This is a genomic window from Isoptericola sp. NPDC056134, from assembly GCF_042264825.1.
Classification (GTDB): Bacteria; Actinomycetota; Actinomycetes; order Actinomycetales; family Cellulomonadaceae; genus Isoptericola; species Isoptericola nanjingensis.
The window spans coordinates 1-17,636 of record NZ_JBHJVM010000029.1; the positions used below are offsets into that span (position 1 = coordinate 1).

General features: G+C 71.6%; 15 protein-coding genes and 1 pseudogene. 7 read left to right on the forward strand and 9 right to left on the reverse strand.

The features are described 5' to 3' along the window. The 3 genes and pseudogenes from ACFCZN_RS19120 to ACFCZN_RS19130 form a co-directional block, all read right to left on the reverse strand. Positions 1-125, reverse strand: a pseudogene (locus ACFCZN_RS19120) (superoxide dismutase); the annotation flags it as partial. A 102-nt stretch (positions 126-227) separates the two neighbouring features. Continuing rightward, on the reverse strand, positions 228-1,550 hold the full coding sequence (locus ACFCZN_RS19125; protein WP_430557804.1) for an enolase C-terminal domain-like protein: 1,323 nt from the start codon (positions 1,548-1,550) through the stop codon (positions 228-230). A gap of 123 nt (positions 1,551-1,673) precedes the next feature. After that, complete coding sequence (locus tag ACFCZN_RS19130) at positions 1,674-2,672, reverse strand: LacI family DNA-binding transcriptional regulator (protein WP_429765649.1); 999 nt, start codon at positions 2,670-2,672, stop codon at positions 1,674-1,676. Between the two features lie 120 nt (positions 2,673-2,792). Here ACFCZN_RS19130 and ACFCZN_RS19135 point away from each other — a divergent pair, with 120 nt between their 5' ends. The 5 genes from ACFCZN_RS19135 to ACFCZN_RS19155 all read left to right on the forward strand — a co-directional run bounded on the left by ACFCZN_RS19135 (position 2,793) and on the right by ACFCZN_RS19155 (position 8,764). Next, on the forward strand, positions 2,793-3,749 hold the full coding sequence (locus ACFCZN_RS19135) for a glycoside hydrolase family 43 protein (RefSeq protein ID WP_430557805.1): 957 nt from the start codon (positions 2,793-2,795) through the stop codon (positions 3,747-3,749). Between the two features lie 69 nt (positions 3,750-3,818). Continuing rightward, positions 3,819-5,027 (forward strand): endo-1,4-beta-xylanase, encoded by a 1,209-nt coding sequence (locus ACFCZN_RS19140; RefSeq protein WP_430557806.1) that lies wholly within the window; start codon positions 3,819-3,821, stop codon positions 5,025-5,027. 132 nt (positions 5,028-5,159) lie between these two features. After that, positions 5,160-6,827 (forward strand): extracellular solute-binding protein, encoded by a 1,668-nt coding sequence (locus tag ACFCZN_RS19145; protein WP_430557807.1) that lies wholly within the window; start codon positions 5,160-5,162, stop codon positions 6,825-6,827. 3 nt (positions 6,828-6,830) lie between these two features. Next, a complete protein-coding gene (locus ACFCZN_RS19150) occupies positions 6,831-7,835 on the forward strand; it encodes an ABC transporter permease (RefSeq protein ID WP_429765656.1) in 1,005 nt (334 codons plus the stop codon). Next, positions 7,835-8,764: a carbohydrate ABC transporter permease gene (locus tag ACFCZN_RS19155; RefSeq protein WP_430557808.1), complete on the forward strand. Its 930-nt coding sequence runs from the start codon at positions 7,835-7,837 to the stop codon at positions 8,762-8,764. The genes ACFCZN_RS19150 and ACFCZN_RS19155 overlap by 1 nt, the downstream gene beginning before the upstream one ends. Here the strand turns inward: ACFCZN_RS19155 and ACFCZN_RS19160 are convergent. From ACFCZN_RS19160 to ACFCZN_RS19175, 4 genes are all read right to left on the reverse strand, one after another. After that, on the reverse strand, positions 8,704-9,273 hold the full coding sequence (locus ACFCZN_RS19160; RefSeq protein ID WP_430557809.1) for a hypothetical protein: 570 nt from the start codon (positions 9,271-9,273) through the stop codon (positions 8,704-8,706). The two genes, ACFCZN_RS19155 and ACFCZN_RS19160, sit on opposite strands and share 61 nt — an antisense overlap. Beyond that, entirely contained in the window at positions 9,273-9,923 is a 651-nt protein-coding gene (locus ACFCZN_RS19165; RefSeq protein WP_430557810.1) for a TetR/AcrR family transcriptional regulator, read from the reverse strand. The genes ACFCZN_RS19160 and ACFCZN_RS19165 overlap by 1 nt, the downstream gene beginning before the upstream one ends. Before the next feature lie 52 nt (positions 9,924-9,975). Beyond that, positions 9,976-11,031: a cell division protein ZapE gene (zapE, locus tag ACFCZN_RS19170; RefSeq protein WP_430557811.1), complete on the reverse strand. Its 1,056-nt coding sequence runs from the start codon at positions 11,029-11,031 to the stop codon at positions 9,976-9,978. Between the two features lie 106 nt (positions 11,032-11,137). Continuing rightward, entirely contained in the window at positions 11,138-14,950 is a 3,813-nt protein-coding gene (locus tag ACFCZN_RS19175) for an Ig-like domain-containing protein (protein ID WP_430557812.1), read from the reverse strand. Between the two features lie 172 nt (positions 14,951-15,122). Between ACFCZN_RS19175 and ACFCZN_RS19180 the strand changes: the two genes are divergently transcribed. Further along, positions 15,123-15,779 (forward strand): SGNH/GDSL hydrolase family protein, encoded by a 657-nt coding sequence (locus tag ACFCZN_RS19180; protein ID WP_429765666.1) that lies wholly within the window; start codon positions 15,123-15,125, stop codon positions 15,777-15,779. Beyond that, positions 15,776-16,438 carry a GntR family transcriptional regulator gene (locus ACFCZN_RS19185; protein WP_429765668.1) on the forward strand — a complete coding sequence of 221 codons (663 nt, stop codon included), beginning with the start codon at positions 15,776-15,778 and terminating at the stop codon, positions 16,436-16,438. Before ACFCZN_RS19180 ends, ACFCZN_RS19185 begins: the two co-directional genes overlap by 4 nt. Here ACFCZN_RS19185 and ACFCZN_RS19190 read toward each other — a convergent pair. Together ACFCZN_RS19190 and ACFCZN_RS19195 are read right to left on the reverse strand one after the other, a co-directional pair. Next, positions 16,435-16,989, reverse strand: coding sequence for a GrpB family protein (locus tag ACFCZN_RS19190; protein ID WP_429765670.1), 555 nt, complete (start codon positions 16,987-16,989; stop codon positions 16,435-16,437). The genes ACFCZN_RS19185 and ACFCZN_RS19190 overlap by 4 nt on opposite strands. Beyond that, the gene (locus tag ACFCZN_RS19195; protein WP_430557813.1) at positions 16,986-17,537 is read right to left on the reverse strand and encodes a GNAT family N-acetyltransferase; all 552 of its coding nucleotides are present in this window, start codon (positions 17,535-17,537) and stop codon (positions 16,986-16,988) included. The genes ACFCZN_RS19190 and ACFCZN_RS19195 overlap by 4 nt, the downstream gene beginning before the upstream one ends. Between the last annotated feature and the right edge of the window lie 99 nt (positions 17,538-17,636).

A 17,636-nucleotide genomic window follows, 5' to 3' on the forward strand; every position in this document is an offset into this window, starting at 1 on the left:
GTGTTGGCGCCGGTGACGTAGGCCGCGTGGTGCTTGTCGTGGTGCAGCTCCATGATCTTGCCGCTGATGTGCGGCTCGAGGGCGCTGTAGTCGTACGGCAGGTCGGGCAGGGTGTAGACGGGCATCTCGTCCCCTTCGTCGTCGCGGATGTCGTTGCTGGTCACGCTACGACCTGAACCCTTGTTGAGGTCAACGTGTTCCGGGCAACGTGTCCCAGGTCACCACGGTCACGACGTCCACGCAGCGCCGCCGGGGAAGCGGAACTCCGCCACGGACTCCGGGCGCATCTGCGTGGAGTAGCCGGGCGCGGTCGGCACGACGTACGACACGCCCTCGCCGAGGTCCTCCACCAGGCACGGGTCGGTGAAGTGCTCGTGCAGGTGGTCGACGAACTCGGTGATGCGCCCGTCCAGCGACCCCGACACGGCGACGTAGTCGAGCACGGACACGTGCTGCACCATCTCGCACAGGCCGACGCCGCCGGCGTGCGGGCAGACGGGCACGCCGAACTTCGCGGCGAGCAGCAGCACCGCGACGATCTCGTTGATGCTGGCGAGGCGTCCCGTGTCGAGCTGGCAGTAGTCGGTGGCCCTCGCCTGGAAGAGCTGCTTGAACATCACGCGGTTGTGGCAGTGCTCGCCCGTCGCGACGCGCACCGGGGCGACGCCCTCGCGCACGGCGGCATGGCCGAGGACGTCGTCGGGCGACGTGGGCTCCTCGATCCACAGCGGGTCGAACCGCTGCAGGGCGCGGACCCACTCGATGGCCTCGGGCACGTCCCACACCTGGTTGGCGTCGATCATCAGCGTGAGGTCCGGGCCGAGCTCCTCGCGCGCGATGCCGAGGCGGCGGACGTCGTCCTCGAGCCGTGCCCCGACCTTGAGCTTCACGTGCCGGTAGCCGGCGTCCACGGCCTCCCGGGTGAGGCGCCGCAGCTTGGCGTCGTCGTACCCGAGCCAGCCGGCCGACGTCGTGTACGCGGGGTAGCCGCGGCGCTCCAGGTGCGCGATGCGCTCGGCCTTGCCGGGCTCGGCGGCGCGCAGGATCTCCAACGCCTCGTCGCGGGTGAGGGCGTCCGAGAGGTAGCGCAGGTCCGCGACGTCGACGAGCTGCTCGGGCGTCATGTCCGCGAGCAGCCGCCACACGGGCTTGCCGGCGCGGCGCCCGGCCAGGTCCCACGCCGCGTTGAGGACGGCGGCCAGCGACAGGTGCACGACGCCCTTCTCCGGCCCGAGCCAGCGCAGCTGGCTGTCGGCGGTGAGGTCGCGGTACGTGCCGCCCAGGTCGCCGACGACGTCGTCGACGTCCCGCCCCACCAGCCGCTCGGCCTGGTGCCGGGCCGCCAGGGCGACGACGTCCGTGCCGCGCCCGATGGTGAACGTCAGGCCGTGGCCGGCCAGCGGCTCGCCCGCGGGGTCGGTGCCGTCGGTGCGCAGGACGACGTAGACGGCCGAGTAGTCGGCGTCGGCGTTCATGGCGTCCGACCCGTCGGCCGTGCGGGAGGTGGGGAAGCGGACGTCGGTGATCTCGACGTCGGTGATGGTGGGCATGCGCACCTCTTCGTGGCGACGGGCATAAAGATCGGATGACTGAGGCCAACCTAGCGGCAACACGTCGGACACGGCAACGAGCATGCGGTACTCGCGGGGCAAGAGATCCGAGGACTGGGGGCGTCAGGCGCGGGTCGAGCCGCGCTCGACCAGGTGGACGGGGACGGTCACGTGCTCGTGCGGACCGTCCCCGCCGGCCATCCGCTGCTCGAGGAGACGGACGGCCGTGGCCGCCACGACGTCGTAGCCGGGGTCGACCGACGTGATCCCCGGCGGGACGAAGCGCGAGACCCCGAGGTTGTCGAAGCCCACCAGCTGGACGTCGTGGGGGACCCGCACGCCTCGCTCGGCGAGCGCGGCCACCGCCCCGAACGCCACGGTGTCGTTGACGGCGAAGAGGCCGTCGAACGGCATGCCGTCGTCGAGCAGCCGGGTGACGGCGTCGTACGCGGCCTCGGACGTGAAGTCCGGCACCGGCGTGACCAGGCGCTCGTCCGCGACGAGCCCGGCCGCGCGGTGCGCCTCGGCCCATCCCGCGTGCCGGTCCGACTCCATGCCGACCGACGCCTCGGCCGAGGCACCGAGGGCGAGCACCCGCCGTGCCCCGCGTTCGAGCAGGTGCGCCGTCGCCAGGCGGGCGCCCTCGACGTTGGCGAGGCGGACGTGGTCGAACTGCGGGGGCACCTCCCGCTCGCCCAGGAGGACGATCGGGGTGGACGTCGGGACCCGGTCGAGCTCGTCGCTGTGCAGGCCGGCCACCGAGAGGAGGACGCCGTCGTACATCCGCAGCCGCGGCATGCTCAGCGACTCCATCTCGCTGCGCGCGTCCGCGCTGGTGCGCTCGACCACGAGGTGGCGGCCGCCGGCCTCGACCAGGGGGGCGATCCGGTCCGCGACCTCGCCGAAGTAGTCGTGGAAGCTGGGCACGATGAGGGCCACGGTGTCCGTGCGGCCGGCGCGCAGGTGCCGGGCGGTGAGGTTAACCTCGTACCCCAGCGACTCGACCGCCGCGAGCACCCGGTCGCGGGTGGGCTCGCCCACGCGCTTGTTGCCCGTGAGCACGTTCGAGACGGTCATCATCGACACGCCCGCCTCCCGCGCGACGTCGCTCATCGTGACCATGCGCCACCTCCCGGGGTGATCCTGCCAGGCCGTGCGCGGCGGCGTCGTGCGGCCTTGACGACGCGATTCCGCCATGTCAGGGTCGGCCCGGATTAACGATAAACCGGGAAGGGCTCGACGATGCGCTCCGACGATCCGTACGGCTATCTCCTCGTGCACTTCGTGGAGGACCCGGCGGGCCACGGGGAGCGCGTCCACCTCAGCCTCAGCGAGGGTGACGACCCGCTGCGATGGCGTCCGCTCCACGGCGGCGCGCCGGTCCTCGAGACCACCGCCGGCACCACCGGCGTCCGCGACCCGCACGTCGCGCGCCGACCCGACGGCAAGGGCTTCCACCTCGTCGCCACCGACCTGCGGGTGTGGCGTCCCGCCGGTCCGGACTGGCACGAGTACGCCCGCCGCGGCAGCCGGGACGTCGTCGTCTGGGACTCGCCGGACCTCCTGACGTGGTCGGAGCCGCGCCACGTGACCGTCGCGCCGCCGCACGCGGGCATGGCCTGGGCGCCGGAGGTGTTCCACGACGCGGACACCGGTGTCCTCGTGCTGCACTTCGCGGCGGCCCTCTACGCCCCCGACGACCCGCGGCACGAGGGGCCCTGCGTACCGCGGATCATGACCGCCACCACCCGCGACCTCCGCACGTTCGCCCCCGCCGAGACGTACCTCGAGCTGCCCGGAGGGGTGATCGACATGACGGCGGTGGCCGTCGGCGACGAGGTGCACCGGTTCGCGAAGCAGGACGACGGCGCGCCGGGGTCGTGGCAGGTCTTCCACCAGGTGGGGTCGTCGTTCTTCAACCCCGCCTTCCGGACGCTCGCGACCGGGCTGGGCCAGGGTTTCGGCCCCGCGGTCGAGGGTCCGCTCGTCTTCCCGACGCACGACGGGAGCCGGTGGTACCTGTGGGTGGACCAGTACGGCCGCCCGCCGCAGGGGTACAGGGCGCTGACCACCACCGACATCTCGTCCGGACGGTGGGATCCCGTGCCGGAGGACGAGCTGCACCTGCCCCCGCACACCAAGCACGGCGCCGTGCTCCCGCTCCGGCGCGGCGAATGGAATGGCCTTGCCCGGCTCTGACCAGGACGACGCACGACGAAGGAGACGCATGAGAAGAACGCTCGTGCCGTTCACGCCGGAGGCTGCGGCGTGACCGGCCTCGACCACCGCCGCACCCGGAGCGTCGTCACGCTCACGGACGAGGAGGGCCGCCCCCTCGCGCACGAGGACGTCACGGTGCGCCAGGTGCGCCACGCGTTCGAGTTCGGCTGCGCGGCCTTCGAGGTGGCGGGCGCGGACGCCGGCTACCAGGACCTCTGGCTGGGGCTGTTCGACACGGCGACCCTGCCCGTGTACTGGGGGCGCTACGAGCCGCGGCGCGGGGAGACGGCCCTCGCCGACCTCACCGAGGTGGCGCGCTGGTTCGCCGACCGGGAGGTGCGCCTCAAGGGGCACCCGCTGGTGTGGCACACGGTCAAGGCCCCGTGGGTCGACCGCCTGCCGCTGGACGACGCGGAGCGGCTGTTGCGCGAGCGCGTGCGCCGGGAGGTGCGCGACCTCGCCGGCCTGATCGACACGTGGGACGCCATCAACGAGGTGGTGATCATGCCCCGGTTCACGAACGAGCCCGACGGCGTCCCCAACGCGATCAGTCGTCTGTGCGCACGACTCGGCCGGGTCGAGATGGTGCGGCTGGCGGTCGACGAGGCGCGCGGCCCGGGCACGTCGCCGCGCCTGCTGATCAACGACTTCGACCTGGGGCCCGAGTACGAGCGGCTGATCGAGGAGCTGCTCGAGGCGGGCGTGCGGGTCGACGCGATCGGGCTGCAGTCGCACATGCACCAGGGCTTCCGCGGCGCCGACCGGCTGCTCGAGGTCTGCGACCGGTTCGCCCGCTTCGGGCTGCCGCTCCACTGGGCCGAGACGACGCTCGTCTCGGGCGACCTCATGCCGGCCGACGTCGAGGACCTCAACGACCACCAGGTCGCCCGGTGGCCGTCCACGCCCGAGGGCGAGGCTCGCCAGGCGGCCGATGTGGTGGCGCACTACTCGGCGCTCGTCTCCCACCCGGCCGTCGAGTCCATCACGTACTGGGGTCTCGGCGACGCCGGGGCGTGGCTCGGCGCCCCGGCGGGGCTCGTGCGGGCGGACGGCACGCCCAAGCCGTCCTACGACGCCCTGCGGTCCCTGGTCCGCGACGTGTGGTGGACAGGCCCGACGCCGGGCCGCACGGACGCGGCAGGTCGGATCGAGGTGGAGGGCTTCGCCGGCAGGTACGAGGCGCGCTGCGGCGCGTCGTCGGCGACGGTCGACCTGGCGGCGGGAGAGTGCGCCGTCGAGCTGCGCCTCGCACCCTGATCCACCGGAGGGACGGGGGTTGACGGGCCCGGAGGCGGGCTCTAGTTTAACGCTAAAATCGCAGACGGACCGGGCAGTCGGACGGTCGGTCGGCTCGGGCGACGTGGCCCGGGGTTCTCGAAGGGGAGACACATGATGGGTGATCTGACACCGCGGGCGCGCCGCCCGTGGCGGGCCGTCCCGGCAGCCATCGCGGCGTCGTCGCTGCTGCTCCTCGCCGCGTGCAGCGGCGAGTCGGAGGAGGGCGGCGCGGGCCTGGACAACACCGAGGCGTCGATGACCGACTTCGCCGCCGACCAGCAGTTCAAGGCGACCGAGCCCGTCGACTTCTCGATCCTGTGGACCGACTGGCCGGAGCTGCCGATCAAGGACTCGTGGCAGCTCTTCGACGAGATCGAGAAGCGGACCAACGTCACGCTCCAGCCGACCAACATCCCGTTCAGCGACGCCACGGAGAAGCGCAGCCTGCTCATCAGTGCCGGCGACGCTCCCCAGATCATCCCGCTCGTCTACACGGGCGAGGACGCGCCCTTCGTCTCGTCGGGCGCGGTGCTCCCGATGAGCGACTACGTCGACCTCATGCCGAACTTCCAGAAGTACGTCGAGGAGTGGGACCTCGGCGACATGATCGACAACCTCCGCCAGGACGACGGGAAGTACTACATGGTTCCCGGGCTGCAGGAGGTGTCCGTCCCGGTGTTCTCGATGATCATCCGCAAGGACGTCTTCGACGAGGTCGGCGCCGAAGTGCCGGAGACCTGGGACGAGCTGCGCGTCGCCCTCGAGAAGATCAAGGCGAAGCACCCCGACTCCAAGCCGCTCGCCGACGGGTTCGAGGGGCAGTCGATGCTCAACTACGCGGCGCACGCCTACGGCACGGTCGCCGGGTGGGGCTCCGGCAACGGCACGTTCTGGGACGAGGGGGCCGGCGAGTTCACCTACGCGGCGACGTCCGACGGGTACAAGGAGATGGTCGAGTACTTCCACGGGCTCGTCGAGGACGGGCTGCTCGACCCGGAGACCCTGACCACGACCAGCGACGGCAGCGTGAACGAGCTCTCCGAGAAGGTGGCGAACAGCGCGGTGTACGCGGCCTCCGGCGCCTCCGGCACCGTGGCGGAGTTCCAGCTCGCCCTCCAGGAGGCCGACCCGGACGCCGAGTTCGAGCTCGTGCAGATCGCCCCGCCCGGCGGCCCCGCGGGCCAGGTCGTGGAGCCCCGCAACTTCTGGCACGGGTTCATGCTCAGCGCCGAGGCCAAGGACGACCCGCACTTCGTCGCCCTGGTCCAGTTCCTCGACTGGCTGTACTACAGCCCCGACGCGCGCGAGATGCTGCGCTGGGGCGTCGAGGGCGAGACGTACACGAAGGACGCCGACGGCACGATCACCATCGACCCGGACTACTCGCTCGACGCGTACAACATCAACCCCGACGCGAAGACCGACCTCGCGAAGGACCTCGGCTTCTCCACCTTCCTCGCGGAGTCCACCGAGTCGCGCGCCCTGAAGGAGTCCTACAACTCCGACCAGTTCGTCGAGTACATGGACCGCGTCCTGGAGAGCAGGACCCCGCGCGACCCGTTCCCGCCGGCGCCGCTGGACGACGCCGAGCTGGAGCAGGCGTCCCTGCTCGCCACCCCGCTCAAGGACACCGTGGACACGAACACGCTGAAGTTCATCCTCGGCGACCGTCCGCTGGCGGAGTGGGACGACTACGTCACCGAGCTCGAGGGGCAGAACCTGCAGGGCTACCTCGACCTGATCAACGGCGCGCAGCAGCGCTTCGCCGAGAAGAACTGATCCATGAGCACGACCTCGGACCGGCAGCTGTCGGCCCCGGCGCCGGTTCTCGACGGGCCCACGCCCCGCCCCCCGCGGGCGGACGTGGGCCGGTCGAGGCCGGCCCGCCGGTCGTGGCGGCTGAGCCTGCGCCGCGACTGGCAGCTGTACGCCCTCGCCGTCCTGCCCGTGGCGTTCCTGCTGGTCTTCCGCTACGTGCCGATGCTGGGGAACGTCATCGCGTTCCGGCAGTTCCGCCCCGGCGGCAGCATCTTCGGCGAGCGGTGGGTGGGCCTGCGGTACGTGGAGATGTTCATCCACGACCCGACGTTCTGGAAGGTCTTCAGCAACACGGTGATCCTCGGCGGGCTCACGCTCCTCGTCTGCTTCCCGCTGCCGATCGTGCTGGCGCTCCTGCTCAACGAGGTGCGCAAGAAGGCCTTCAAGCGCACCATCCAGTCGATCTCCTACCTGCCGCACTTCCTGTCGCTGGTGATCGTGGCGGGCATGGTCATGCAGCTGCTGTCGCTGCAGGGCACCGTCAACCAGATCATCGAGGGACTCGGCGGCGAGGCCGTCCCGTTCCTGCAGCGGGCGGAGTGGTTCCGCACGATCTACGTGGGGTCGGAGGTCTGGCAGACCGTCGGCTGGGGCACGATCCTCTATCTCGCCGCCCTCACCACCGTGGACGCGTCGCTGTACGAGGCGGCGCGCATCGACGGCGCGAACCGGTGGCAGCAGACGTGGCACGTGACGATCCCCGGGATCCGGCCCACGATGATCACGCTGCTGATCCTCAACATCGGCACGTTCCTCAACGTGGGTTTCGAGAAGGTCCTGCTGCTCTACAACCCGCTCACGTACTCCACGGCGGACGTCATCTCGACGTACCTCTACCGGGTCGGCCTGGTGTCCAACAACCTCAGCTACGCGGCCGCCATCGGGCTCTTCCAGGCCTGCATCGGGCTGGTCATGGTGCTGAGCGCCAACTTCATCTCGCGACGAGTGGTGGGAGCAAGCCTGTGGTGATGCAGCGCGCGACGTCGTCCCCGAGCGTGCGGTCCGCCGGCACGCCCGTCGGGGCGCGGGACACCCGGGGGTACCGGGCGTTCACGGTGTTCAACACGGTGGCGCTGGTGGTGGTGTCCCTGTTCATGCTCTACCCGTTCGTCACCGTGCTCGCGCAGTCGTTCAGCAGCCCCGGCGCGATCAAGGCCGGGATGGTGAGCTTCTGGCCGGTCGGGTTCAACCTGGACACCTACCGCGCCATGGCGCAGGACGGGCTGTTCTGGAGCAGCTACCGCAACACCCTCGTCTACACGCTCGTCGGCACCACCATCGCGATGGTCCTGACCACGACGTTCGCGTTCGTCATCTCCAAGCGGCACCTGCGCGGTCGCGGGGTCCTCATCGGCGTCGCCGTGTTCACGATGTTCTTCAACGGCGGGCTGGTGCCCAACTACGTGCTGATCTCGTCGCTCGGGCTGAAGAACACGATGTGGGCGATGGTGCTCCCTGGCGCCGTCTCCGTCTTCAACCTGCTGGTCATGAAGTCGTTCTTCGAGAACCTCCCGCAGGAGCTGGAGGAGGCGGCGCAGATCGACGGGCTGGGGTGGTTCGGGATCTTCGGCCGCATCGTGCTGCCGCTGTCGAAGGCCGTGCTCGCCACGATGGTGCTGTTCTACTCGGTCGCGTACTGGAACGACTGGTTCTCGGCCTTCCTGTACCTCGACAAGAACGAGCTCTTCCCCGTCACGCTGTTCATGCGGAACCTCATCGCGGGGGCGTCGTCGTCGGCGTCCGAGGGCGCCGCCGCCGTCGGCGCGACCACCCAGGCCGTCTCGGCCAACATCCAGGCGGTCACGATGATCCTCACGATCATCCCCATCGTGTGCGTCTACCCGTTCGTGCAGCGGTTCTTCGTGTCCGGCGTCATGCTCGGCTCGGTCAAGGGCTGAGGGCGGCGGGCGCGTGCGCGGCTGATCGCGTGGACGACGACGAGGTTCTGCACCAGCAGCGAGAGCCCCAGCGCCAGCAGGATGCTCCCCTCCGTGACGGCCGGGGACGCGCCGGCCCCCGCGCCCGCGTCGGCGAGCTCGAAGCGCAGCGCCACGGACACCGCCCAGAGCGCGACGGTCACCCCGGTGTAGCGGAACCGGACCGACCCGGTCGGGCCTGTGGTGACCTCGACGGTGGCCCCGCGGGCCACGCCGAGGCCCATCGTGAGGACGACGTCGACGGCCAGGACCGCGATCGTGGCGCTCGCGCCCCCGGGCGACGGCAGCGCGAGCCACGGCACCAGCAGGAACGCGCCGACGAGCATGACGGCGCCCGGGACGATCAACAGGCGCCCGGTCCGCACGGGTCGGGGGCGCAGGCGGAGGAGGACGATCGCCGTCAGGGTCACCAGGCCGACGAGGACCTGGGGCGGCACCGTGTCCAGCACGGAGCCCAGCGTGCTGTCCATCAGGCGGCCTCCTCGCCGACGAGGTACGCCGCCACCGCGGCCGAGAGCGCGGTCCGGAACGCGGTGGCGTGCTCGGGGTCGCCCGGGTCGTGACCGAGCGCCGACTGCCAGGACCGCCCGCCCAGCGCGTAGCCGTACGCGCCGGACATCCCGAGGAGCAGCACCGCCTCGATCCGGTCGCGCGACGGGACCCGGTCCGCGGGCAGCGCCGCGCGCAGGCCCGCCTCCATCACGTCCGCGATGCCGGCGAGCCCGTCGGTCGCGAGCGCGCCGTGCTCGGGGTGCAGGGCCGACCATGCCCACAGCCGCAGGTACCGCTCGTCGTCGAGCGTCGCGAACACGACGTCGAGCATCCGGGTGGCGTACGGGACGCCGGCGTCGTCCGCGACCCGGGCGCGGACGCGCTCGCGGTGGCGTGCGTCCTCTGCGCGCAGCACCTCGCGGACCAGGCCGCGGTGGGTGCCGAAGTAGTGGCTGACCAGGCCTCGGGTCACGCCGACCGCGGCGGCGACCTGGGCGATGGTGACGGCGTCGGGACCGTGCTCGGCCACCAGCGCGGTCGCGGCGTCGAGGATCTCCTGGCGGGAGCGCTCTGGGCTGAGCCGGCGGCGTCTGCCGCGGTGGCCTGCGACGACGTTATTGGCGGTCATGCCAATACTCTAGCGCAGAGGACGTCGCGAGGGGAGAGCGGGCTCGTGGGCGTCACACCCGGGGGAGGGCCGCGAGGCGGCTGGCGATCCGGTCGCGGTCGCGGACCTCGGCGTCCAGGACGTCGTCGGGCGCGCTCTCGGCGAGCATGACCAGCCGCACGTCGCGGTCCCACGCCACGTCCACGAGGTTCGCGAACCGCTGCGCCCCGTCCGGCGTCGTCGCCGAGAGCCGGGGCACCCGCCACACGACGAGGGTGCCGAACCGGTCCACGAGGTCGAGGACGTCGCCGACGGACGTGGGCGCCTCGCACAGCTCGCCGAAGTCCAGGTGCACCACGCCCTCGGGGGTGCCGGGGCCGGCCGCGGCGAGGGCGCGCAGCGTCGTCGCGGGGAGCCGCACCAGGAAGCGGTCGCCCGGGTCCGGGGTGGCCAGGCCGAGGGAGGCGACCTGCGCGGCGCTGCCCGGCACGGCCCACGCCCCGGCGCGCCAGCCCGAGCGGTCGACGAGGTCGCTGCGGCGGCGGTAGTCCTCGCCGTGCGCCACCTCGACCACGTCGCAGCACTCGACGATCGACCGCACCAGCGGGAGCACCAGGTGGTGGTGGTGCGGGCTGGGCAGCAGTCCGTCCGGCGGGTAGTTCGACGTGGCGAGCAGCGGGATGCCGTGCCCGACGGCCTCGCGGACCAGCCGCGCCAGGATCATCGCGTCGCCGGGGTCATGGGCGTGCAGCTCGTCGAGGAACAGCACCCGCGTGCCGTCGAGCAGGCTCGCGAGCGCGCGCGGCAGGGCACCGGGGCTCCCCGACTCGCGGGCGACGGCTGCGTGCAGCCGGCGGGCGGCCTCGAAGGCGTGCACCCGCAGGACGCCGTCGTCCGGCAGGGCGGCCAGGAGGGCGTCGACGAGGAAGGTCTTCCCGCGGCCCACCGGTCCGTACAGGTAGACGCCCCGGCCCCGGCGGCGGCGGGCCGAGACGCGGGCCCCGGCGGCGGCGAGTGCGTCCGCGGCGGCGCGCTGGCCGTCGTCGAGCGCCGAGCCGAGCGCGTGCGCGGCGCCGTCGAGCGCTGCCCGCACGCGCAGGGTCTCCCGGGACGTCGAGCTTGACCACACGGTCAGGACCCTAGAGGACGGGAGGAGACGAGCCCTTCGAGCACGGGATCCGTATCGCCAACCGGGCGGATGGCGACACGGATCCCGTGCTCGAAGGCGACTCCGGTCAGCTCGCGGGGGCGAGGCTCATCTCGCCCGCGGGGCCCTGGCGGTAGGCCGTGAAGTACCCGTCCGTGGCGAGCGGGTTGTCGGCCGCGTCGTCCAGGTAGCTCCAGACCGGCTCGCCGTCCACGCGCAGCACGACGCGGGTGCCGCCCTCGACGTCGACGGCGCCGAACGTGACCTCGTGGGTCGAGTTCGGCTCGATCACCGTGTTGGGGAACGTGTCGACCATGAAGACGGCGGGGCTCCACTTCTGCATCTCGATGACGTCCTCCTTGATCACCACGAGGTAGCCCGAGCTGCTGTTGGTCCACACCGGGTCGCCGGCGGTCTTCGACCGGACGGAGAACCCGAACCAGCCGCCGTTGAAGGCACCGACCGAGGTGTCGAACCGGAGCAGCTCGTCGCCGAACTTCTTCGGCGTGAAGCTCCACGCGCCGCGCGGAGCCAGGTGGGCCGCGCCGTCGGACACCGTCACGCCCTCGCCCGGGGCCCAGGCCGCCGGGTCGAGGATCTCGGCGCCGAGGTCGATCACCGGGTGCTCGGCCGCCTGCACCGTCACGGTGGACGACGCCGCGAGGCCGGGCACCACGGTCGACGTCGCCGTGATGGTGGCCGTGCCCGCCGCGACGCCGCGGACGACGCCCTTCGCGTCCACGGCCGCGACGGACCCGTCGCTCGTCGTCCACTCCAGGCCGGTGCGCGTGGCGTCCGCCGGAGTGAACGACGCCGCGAGCGGGTGGGTCTCGCCCGGCTCGATCGTCGCCTCCGACGGCGCCAGCGTGAGGCCGTCGGGGTCGACGCCCACGAGTGAGAACCGCACGTCGTCGAAGTCCAGGGACGTGAAGCCCTGCACGTAGAAGCCGACCTTGCCGGCCGCCTCGGGCGCCGGGTTGGCGCCCGCCACGACCTCCTCGCCGTCGAGCAGCACGCGGACGCCCGCGGCCGTCACCACGACGCGCACGTCGTACTCGGTGGAGGGCTTCAGCCCCTCGCCCGCGGGGAGCTTGACCTCCTTCACGGTGCCCCACGCGGAGTCGAAGATCGTCCACGTCGAGCCGGCCGCCGCGTGGCGGTAGCGCACGTAGCCGCCGGGCGTGGCGCCCGTGCGGTCGTAGACGAGCATCTGCCCGCCCTCGGGCACCTCCGCCGGCGTCGTCACCGTGAAGTCGAGCGCGTACTCCGTGAAGGAGCGGTCGAGCTGGGAGTTGGCGCCGTTCTTGATCCGGTAGACGTGGTCGCCCGTGCCGTCGTCGACGATCGCGCGGTTCGGGTCGGTGGCCCAGCCGTTGCCGCCCGTCTCGAAGTCCGTGGAGTGCAGCACGCCGTCGCCGGCCGCCACGGTCACGGTCATCTCGTCACGGATGCTCGCGTCGGCCTTCGCCTCCGCGGTCACCGTCACCTCGCCGGGCGCGACGGCGGTGAGGATCCCCGCGGCGCTGACGGTCGCGACCTCCGGGTCGCTCGAGGTGTAGGTGACGGCCTGCTGGGTGGCGTTCCACGGCACCGCCTGCGCGGCCACCGACACCTCGTCGCCGAGCGTCACCGCCAGCTGGTCCGCGGGCAGCTGGAGCGACTCCAGGGCCACGGTGTCCGGCGTCTGCGACTGGCCGACGTGCCCGTCCGTGCCGATCTCGTCGAACGGGATCGCCTCGAAGCCGGGGATCTGGTCGAAGACAGCGGCGTCGTCGCGCAGCGTGTAGTCGCCGTTCGCCGCGTCGACGAAGCCCGGGTCGGCGTCCGCCACCCAGTTGGCGTCGTCGCCGGTCCCGTAGTCGAGGAGGTCCTTCGTGTCGAGCGCGCCCTCGGCGTTGACGTCGGGGTTGCGCGTGCGGTCGGGGTTCCACACGACGTTCCTCGCGAACGTGGAGTTGTTCGGGAAGTAGTGGTTGTCCTCGAAGAAGTGGCCCAGCTCGGGGTACTTCTCCAGGTACGGCGTGCCGACGAAGTCCTTGTTGTCGGCGAACACCTTCTTCCACTTCGGCATGTACACGCGGTCGACGGTGTTGCCCTCCCCGTCGCCCATCCACTGCGTGTAGTTGTCGTAGGGCACGGTCGTGTCGACGAACACGTTGTTCGTGGCGTCGATGTAGTCGGCCGAGCCGGACTTGATCGCGTCGTTGCCCATGTCCACGAAGACGTTCTGGCTGATCTCCAGGTCCCACGTGAAGTTGTCGGCATAGATGCCCTCGACGCCGTGCTTGGTGAGGCCGACGTCGTGGAAGTAGTTCTGCCGGAACACGTGCCCGCGCTGCTGCGGCGTCTCGCCGGAGTTCATGTAGATCGCGCCGAGGTCCTGGAACGTCTTGCAGACGTCGTAGACCTCGTTCTGCTCGAACAGGTGGTCGTTGCCGTGCACGATGACGCCCGGATGCGGCGCGTCGTTGATCTCGTTGCCGCGCGCGACGTTCCCGACGCCGTCGAACATCACGCCCGGGTTGTACGCCTTGTGGTAGTACGCGAAGTCGTGGATGTGCGAGTCCTCGACGCGGTTGCGGCCGGGCTCCAGGGTCGTCTTGTCCCCGCCCTGCAGCACGACTCCGACGCCGCCGACGTGCCGGATGTCGCTGGAGACGACGGCGTGGTCGCGCCCGCCCCGGTTCACCGGGATGCCGTCGTAGGTGTACCGGCCCGGTGAGTTGATGGACACGCCGCCGTCGGAGAAGTTCTGCACGTCGCTGTGCGAGATCGTCACGTGGCTGCCGCCGAGGATGACGGCGCCCAGGGCCCGTCCGTACTCGAGGACCAGGTCGTCGAACGTCACGTACGACGCGCCTTCCGTGCGGATCATCGGCTCGTCCAGCGTCGTGACGACGGGCGCCCCGCGCTCGGCCAGGAACGACGCGTTCGGCACCAGGTAGAGCATCCCGGTGTCGCGGTCGATGTAGTACTCGCCCGGCGCGTCGAGCTCTTCGAGCAGGTTCTGCGCGAAGTGGAAGTCGGGGTACCAGGTCTTCATCAGCCCCGACATCTCGCCGTAGCGCAGCGTGATGGTGCGCGCGTCGGTGTCGATCGTCTCGATCTTGTTGTACGACCACTCCCAGCTCTGGCCGAAGATGCCGTCCATCCAGACGTCCTTCGCCTCGCCCCAGTACTGCGGGCGGTCGTAGGAGTAGCTGAACGTGCCGCCGCGCTCCTGCAGGTCGGCGTCGTCCTTGGTGGGGCCGGGGTCGACGATCTTGTTCATCTGGACGGTGTCCTTCGCGGCGCCGGCGTTGGGCCAGCGCGCGAGGGTCATGTCCTCGCCGTCCACGTACAGCTCCATCGGCGGCGTCGTGCTGACGTCGTTGGCTTTCCAGTAGCCGTGCCGGCTGAGCTGGCCGTAGTCGTCGATGCCGAGCTCGCGCAGGTCGATCTGGAGGACGTCGTCGCGCGCGGACGTCTCGATGATCCGGTCGAGCACGGCCTGGTCGGTGACGGGGGAGAAGCCGTCGTAGGGCAGCTCCTTGCCGCCCGAGATCGTCGCGGTCTCACCCGGGTAGGAGGCGTAGGTGATGGGGGCGTCCGCGGTGCCGGAGTCCTCCGGTCCGAGGAGGAACGACTCCGAGCGCTCGTACGTGCCCTCGCGGAGGTACACGGTGACGCCCTTCTTGCGCTGTCCCTTCGACAGCTCGCGGATCGCGTCGCGCGCGCCTTCGAGGGTCGCCAGGGGACGCTTCTGGGATCCCTTCGCGCCGTCGTTCCCGTCGGGGGAGACGTAGAGGACGACGCCGGCCTTGTGGGCGCCGGCGGGCGGGGGTGGTTCGGCGTGGGCCGCCGTCTGCGTCCCTGCGAGGAGCAGGGACGTCAGCAGCAGTGCTGACAGTGGTCGCTTCATTGCGAGTGCTCCGACCTCTCGTGTGGTCACGGGGTTCTCGGGGCGACGCGGGTGCGGCGCGCCCGGATCGTCAAGCACCCGCAGGTTACATTAATCGATAATCGCTGACAATGCGGCGACGGGCGCCCCGACCCGCTACGGTCGGACCCGTCCGCCACTCGAAGGAGAGCTCATGACCAGCAGTGCAGCCCCCGATCGACTCGTGTTCGTCGGGGACTCCATCACCGACGCGGGCCGCGACCGCGCGGACGAGGCGTCGCTCGGCGACGGCTACGTCTCTCTCGTCGCGGCGGACCTGCCCGACGCCGTCGTGCTCAATCTCGGCATCGGCGGCAACCGCGCCGTCGACCTCGAGGAGCGGTGGGAGCGCGACGTCGCGGCGACCGCGCCGGACGTCCTCACGGTGTACGTGGGCGTCAACGACACGTGGCGCCGCTTCGACTCCGACGACGCGACGAGCGCCGAGGCGTTCGAGGCCACCTACCGGCGCCTGCTGGCGCGCGTGCCGGGCAGCCCGCGGCTCGTGCTGGTCGAGCCGTTCCTGCTGCCCGTGCGCGACGAGCAGCACGGCTGGCTCGAGGACCTCGACGGCAAGCGGGACGTCGTCGCGCGGCTGGCCGCCGAGACCGGGGCCGCGCTGGTGCCGCTGCACGCCCTGCTGACCCGCGCCGCCCAGGACGCCGGCGCCGCGGCGCTCGCCCCCGACGGCGTGCACCCGACGCCGCCGGCGTCCCGGATGATCGCGGACGCCTGGCTGGCGGCGTACGCTGACGACCAACAAACGATTGTCGATAACGACCCGAGGAACGACGTGAGGCTGCACGGATGACGGACGCGCTCAGCTCGATCAGCGGCCTGGAGCGGGGGCTCCTGTCGGACCAGATCTACGACCTCGTGAAGTCGATGATCAAGACGTCGCAGCTCGCCCCGGGGGAGCAGCTCGTCGAGTCGCAGCTCGCCCGCCGCCTCCAGGTCAGCCAGGCGCCCGTGCGCGACGCGCTCAAGCGCCTCGCCCACGAGGGCCTGGTGACGCACGTGCGCCACCAGGGCAACTTCGTGGCGCAGTACTCCGACGAGGAGGCGCAGCAGGCCAAGCAGGCGCGCGTCGCCGTCGAGGCGCTGGCCGGCCGGCTCGCGTGCGGGCAGCTCGCGCCCGAGACGCGCTCCAGCCTCGAGAAGGTCATCGACGAGATGCACGGCGCCGTCGACTCGGCCGACCTGCCCGCCTTCCGCGAGCTCGACTTCGGCTTCCACCGCGCCGTCATCGAGGCAAGCGGCAACACCTACCTGCCGCGCATGTGGGACATCATCGAGCCCAGCCTCCGGTCCATGCACCTGCTCGGCGACCCCGAGTTCACGGGCGACTGGCACCAGGTCGCGGACTGGCACCGCAGCCTGCTCGACGTGCTCGACGACGGCGACCCGGACGCCGCGTCCGCGCTCTTCGAGGCGCACGCGGCGGGCACGCTGCTCGACGACGAGGGCTAGACCCGCCAGCCCGTGGCGGCGGCCCACGCCTCCGCCCGGGCGGTGATCTCGGCGATCAGTCCGCCCTTGGCGTCGGCGTAGTGGTTCATGCTCGGCCAGTCGCGGGAGGCGAGCTCGCGCTTGAGCGCGGCGTAGGCGGCGCGGTCGTCGGCGTCGTGCCGGAGCCGGTCGCGGAACAGCAGGTGCCGCCGCTCCCAGTCGCCGCCCGCCGGGCAGACGTGGACGTGCACGTCGCGCTCCGGCGTGCGGACCAGGCGGTGGCCGGGCTCCCGCACGCGCAGCTCGTACCCCGCGGCGAGCAGCGCGGGCAGGTACGCGTCCTCGTCCTCGACGTCGGGCACGCTGACGTCGATGTCGACGATCGGCTTGGCCGCGAGGCCCGGCACCGACGTCGACCCCACGTGGTCCACCCGCACCGCCACCCGGCCGAGGGCGGCGACGATGCGCCCACGCTCGTGCGCGAACCGCGCCGGCCACGCCGGGTCCGGCTCGACGAGGACGATCTCGCGCTTCTCGATCCCACCCACCAGCTCGACGCCGTCGTCGGTCATACCTCGGCCTCCCACTCCCGCGCGAGCACCGACCAGACCTCGATGTCCTGCCGCACCCCGCGGTGCTCGTGGTGCTCGCGCAGCACGCCGTCGCGGCGCATCCCCAGCCGGCGGGCGACCGCGATGCTCGCCGCGTTGCCCGACGCCGCCCACCACTCGACGCGGTGGATGCCGCGCTCCCGGATCGCCCAGTCGATGATGACGCGCGCCGCGCGGGTCACCAGGCCGCGCCCCGCGGCCGCCGGCTCCAGCCAGCAGCCCGCCTCGGCCGTGCCCTGCGCGACGTCCATCGTGCGGAACAGGACGCCGCCCACCAGCGTGCCGTCCAGCCAGATGCCGTAGAGACGCCCGGTGTCGGTCGCGGCCTTCTGCGCGTACGACTCGAGGAACGACCGGCTCGACGCGAGGTCCGTGATCCGGTCCGCGAGGCCGATGAACCGCCCGACGAACTCCCGGCCGCGGTCGATCGTCGCCAGCAGCTCCTCCGCGTGCCACGGCTCCAGCGGCCGCAGCTCCGCGCCATCGTCGCCCAGCGACCTCGCGAACATCAGTTCCTCCCTCGTCGCGCCGACACGTCGGGATCCTCGCACGACCTCGTCGAAGGTGACGTAGCGAATTCTCGCCGTCCTGCCGGCGCACGGGGAGAG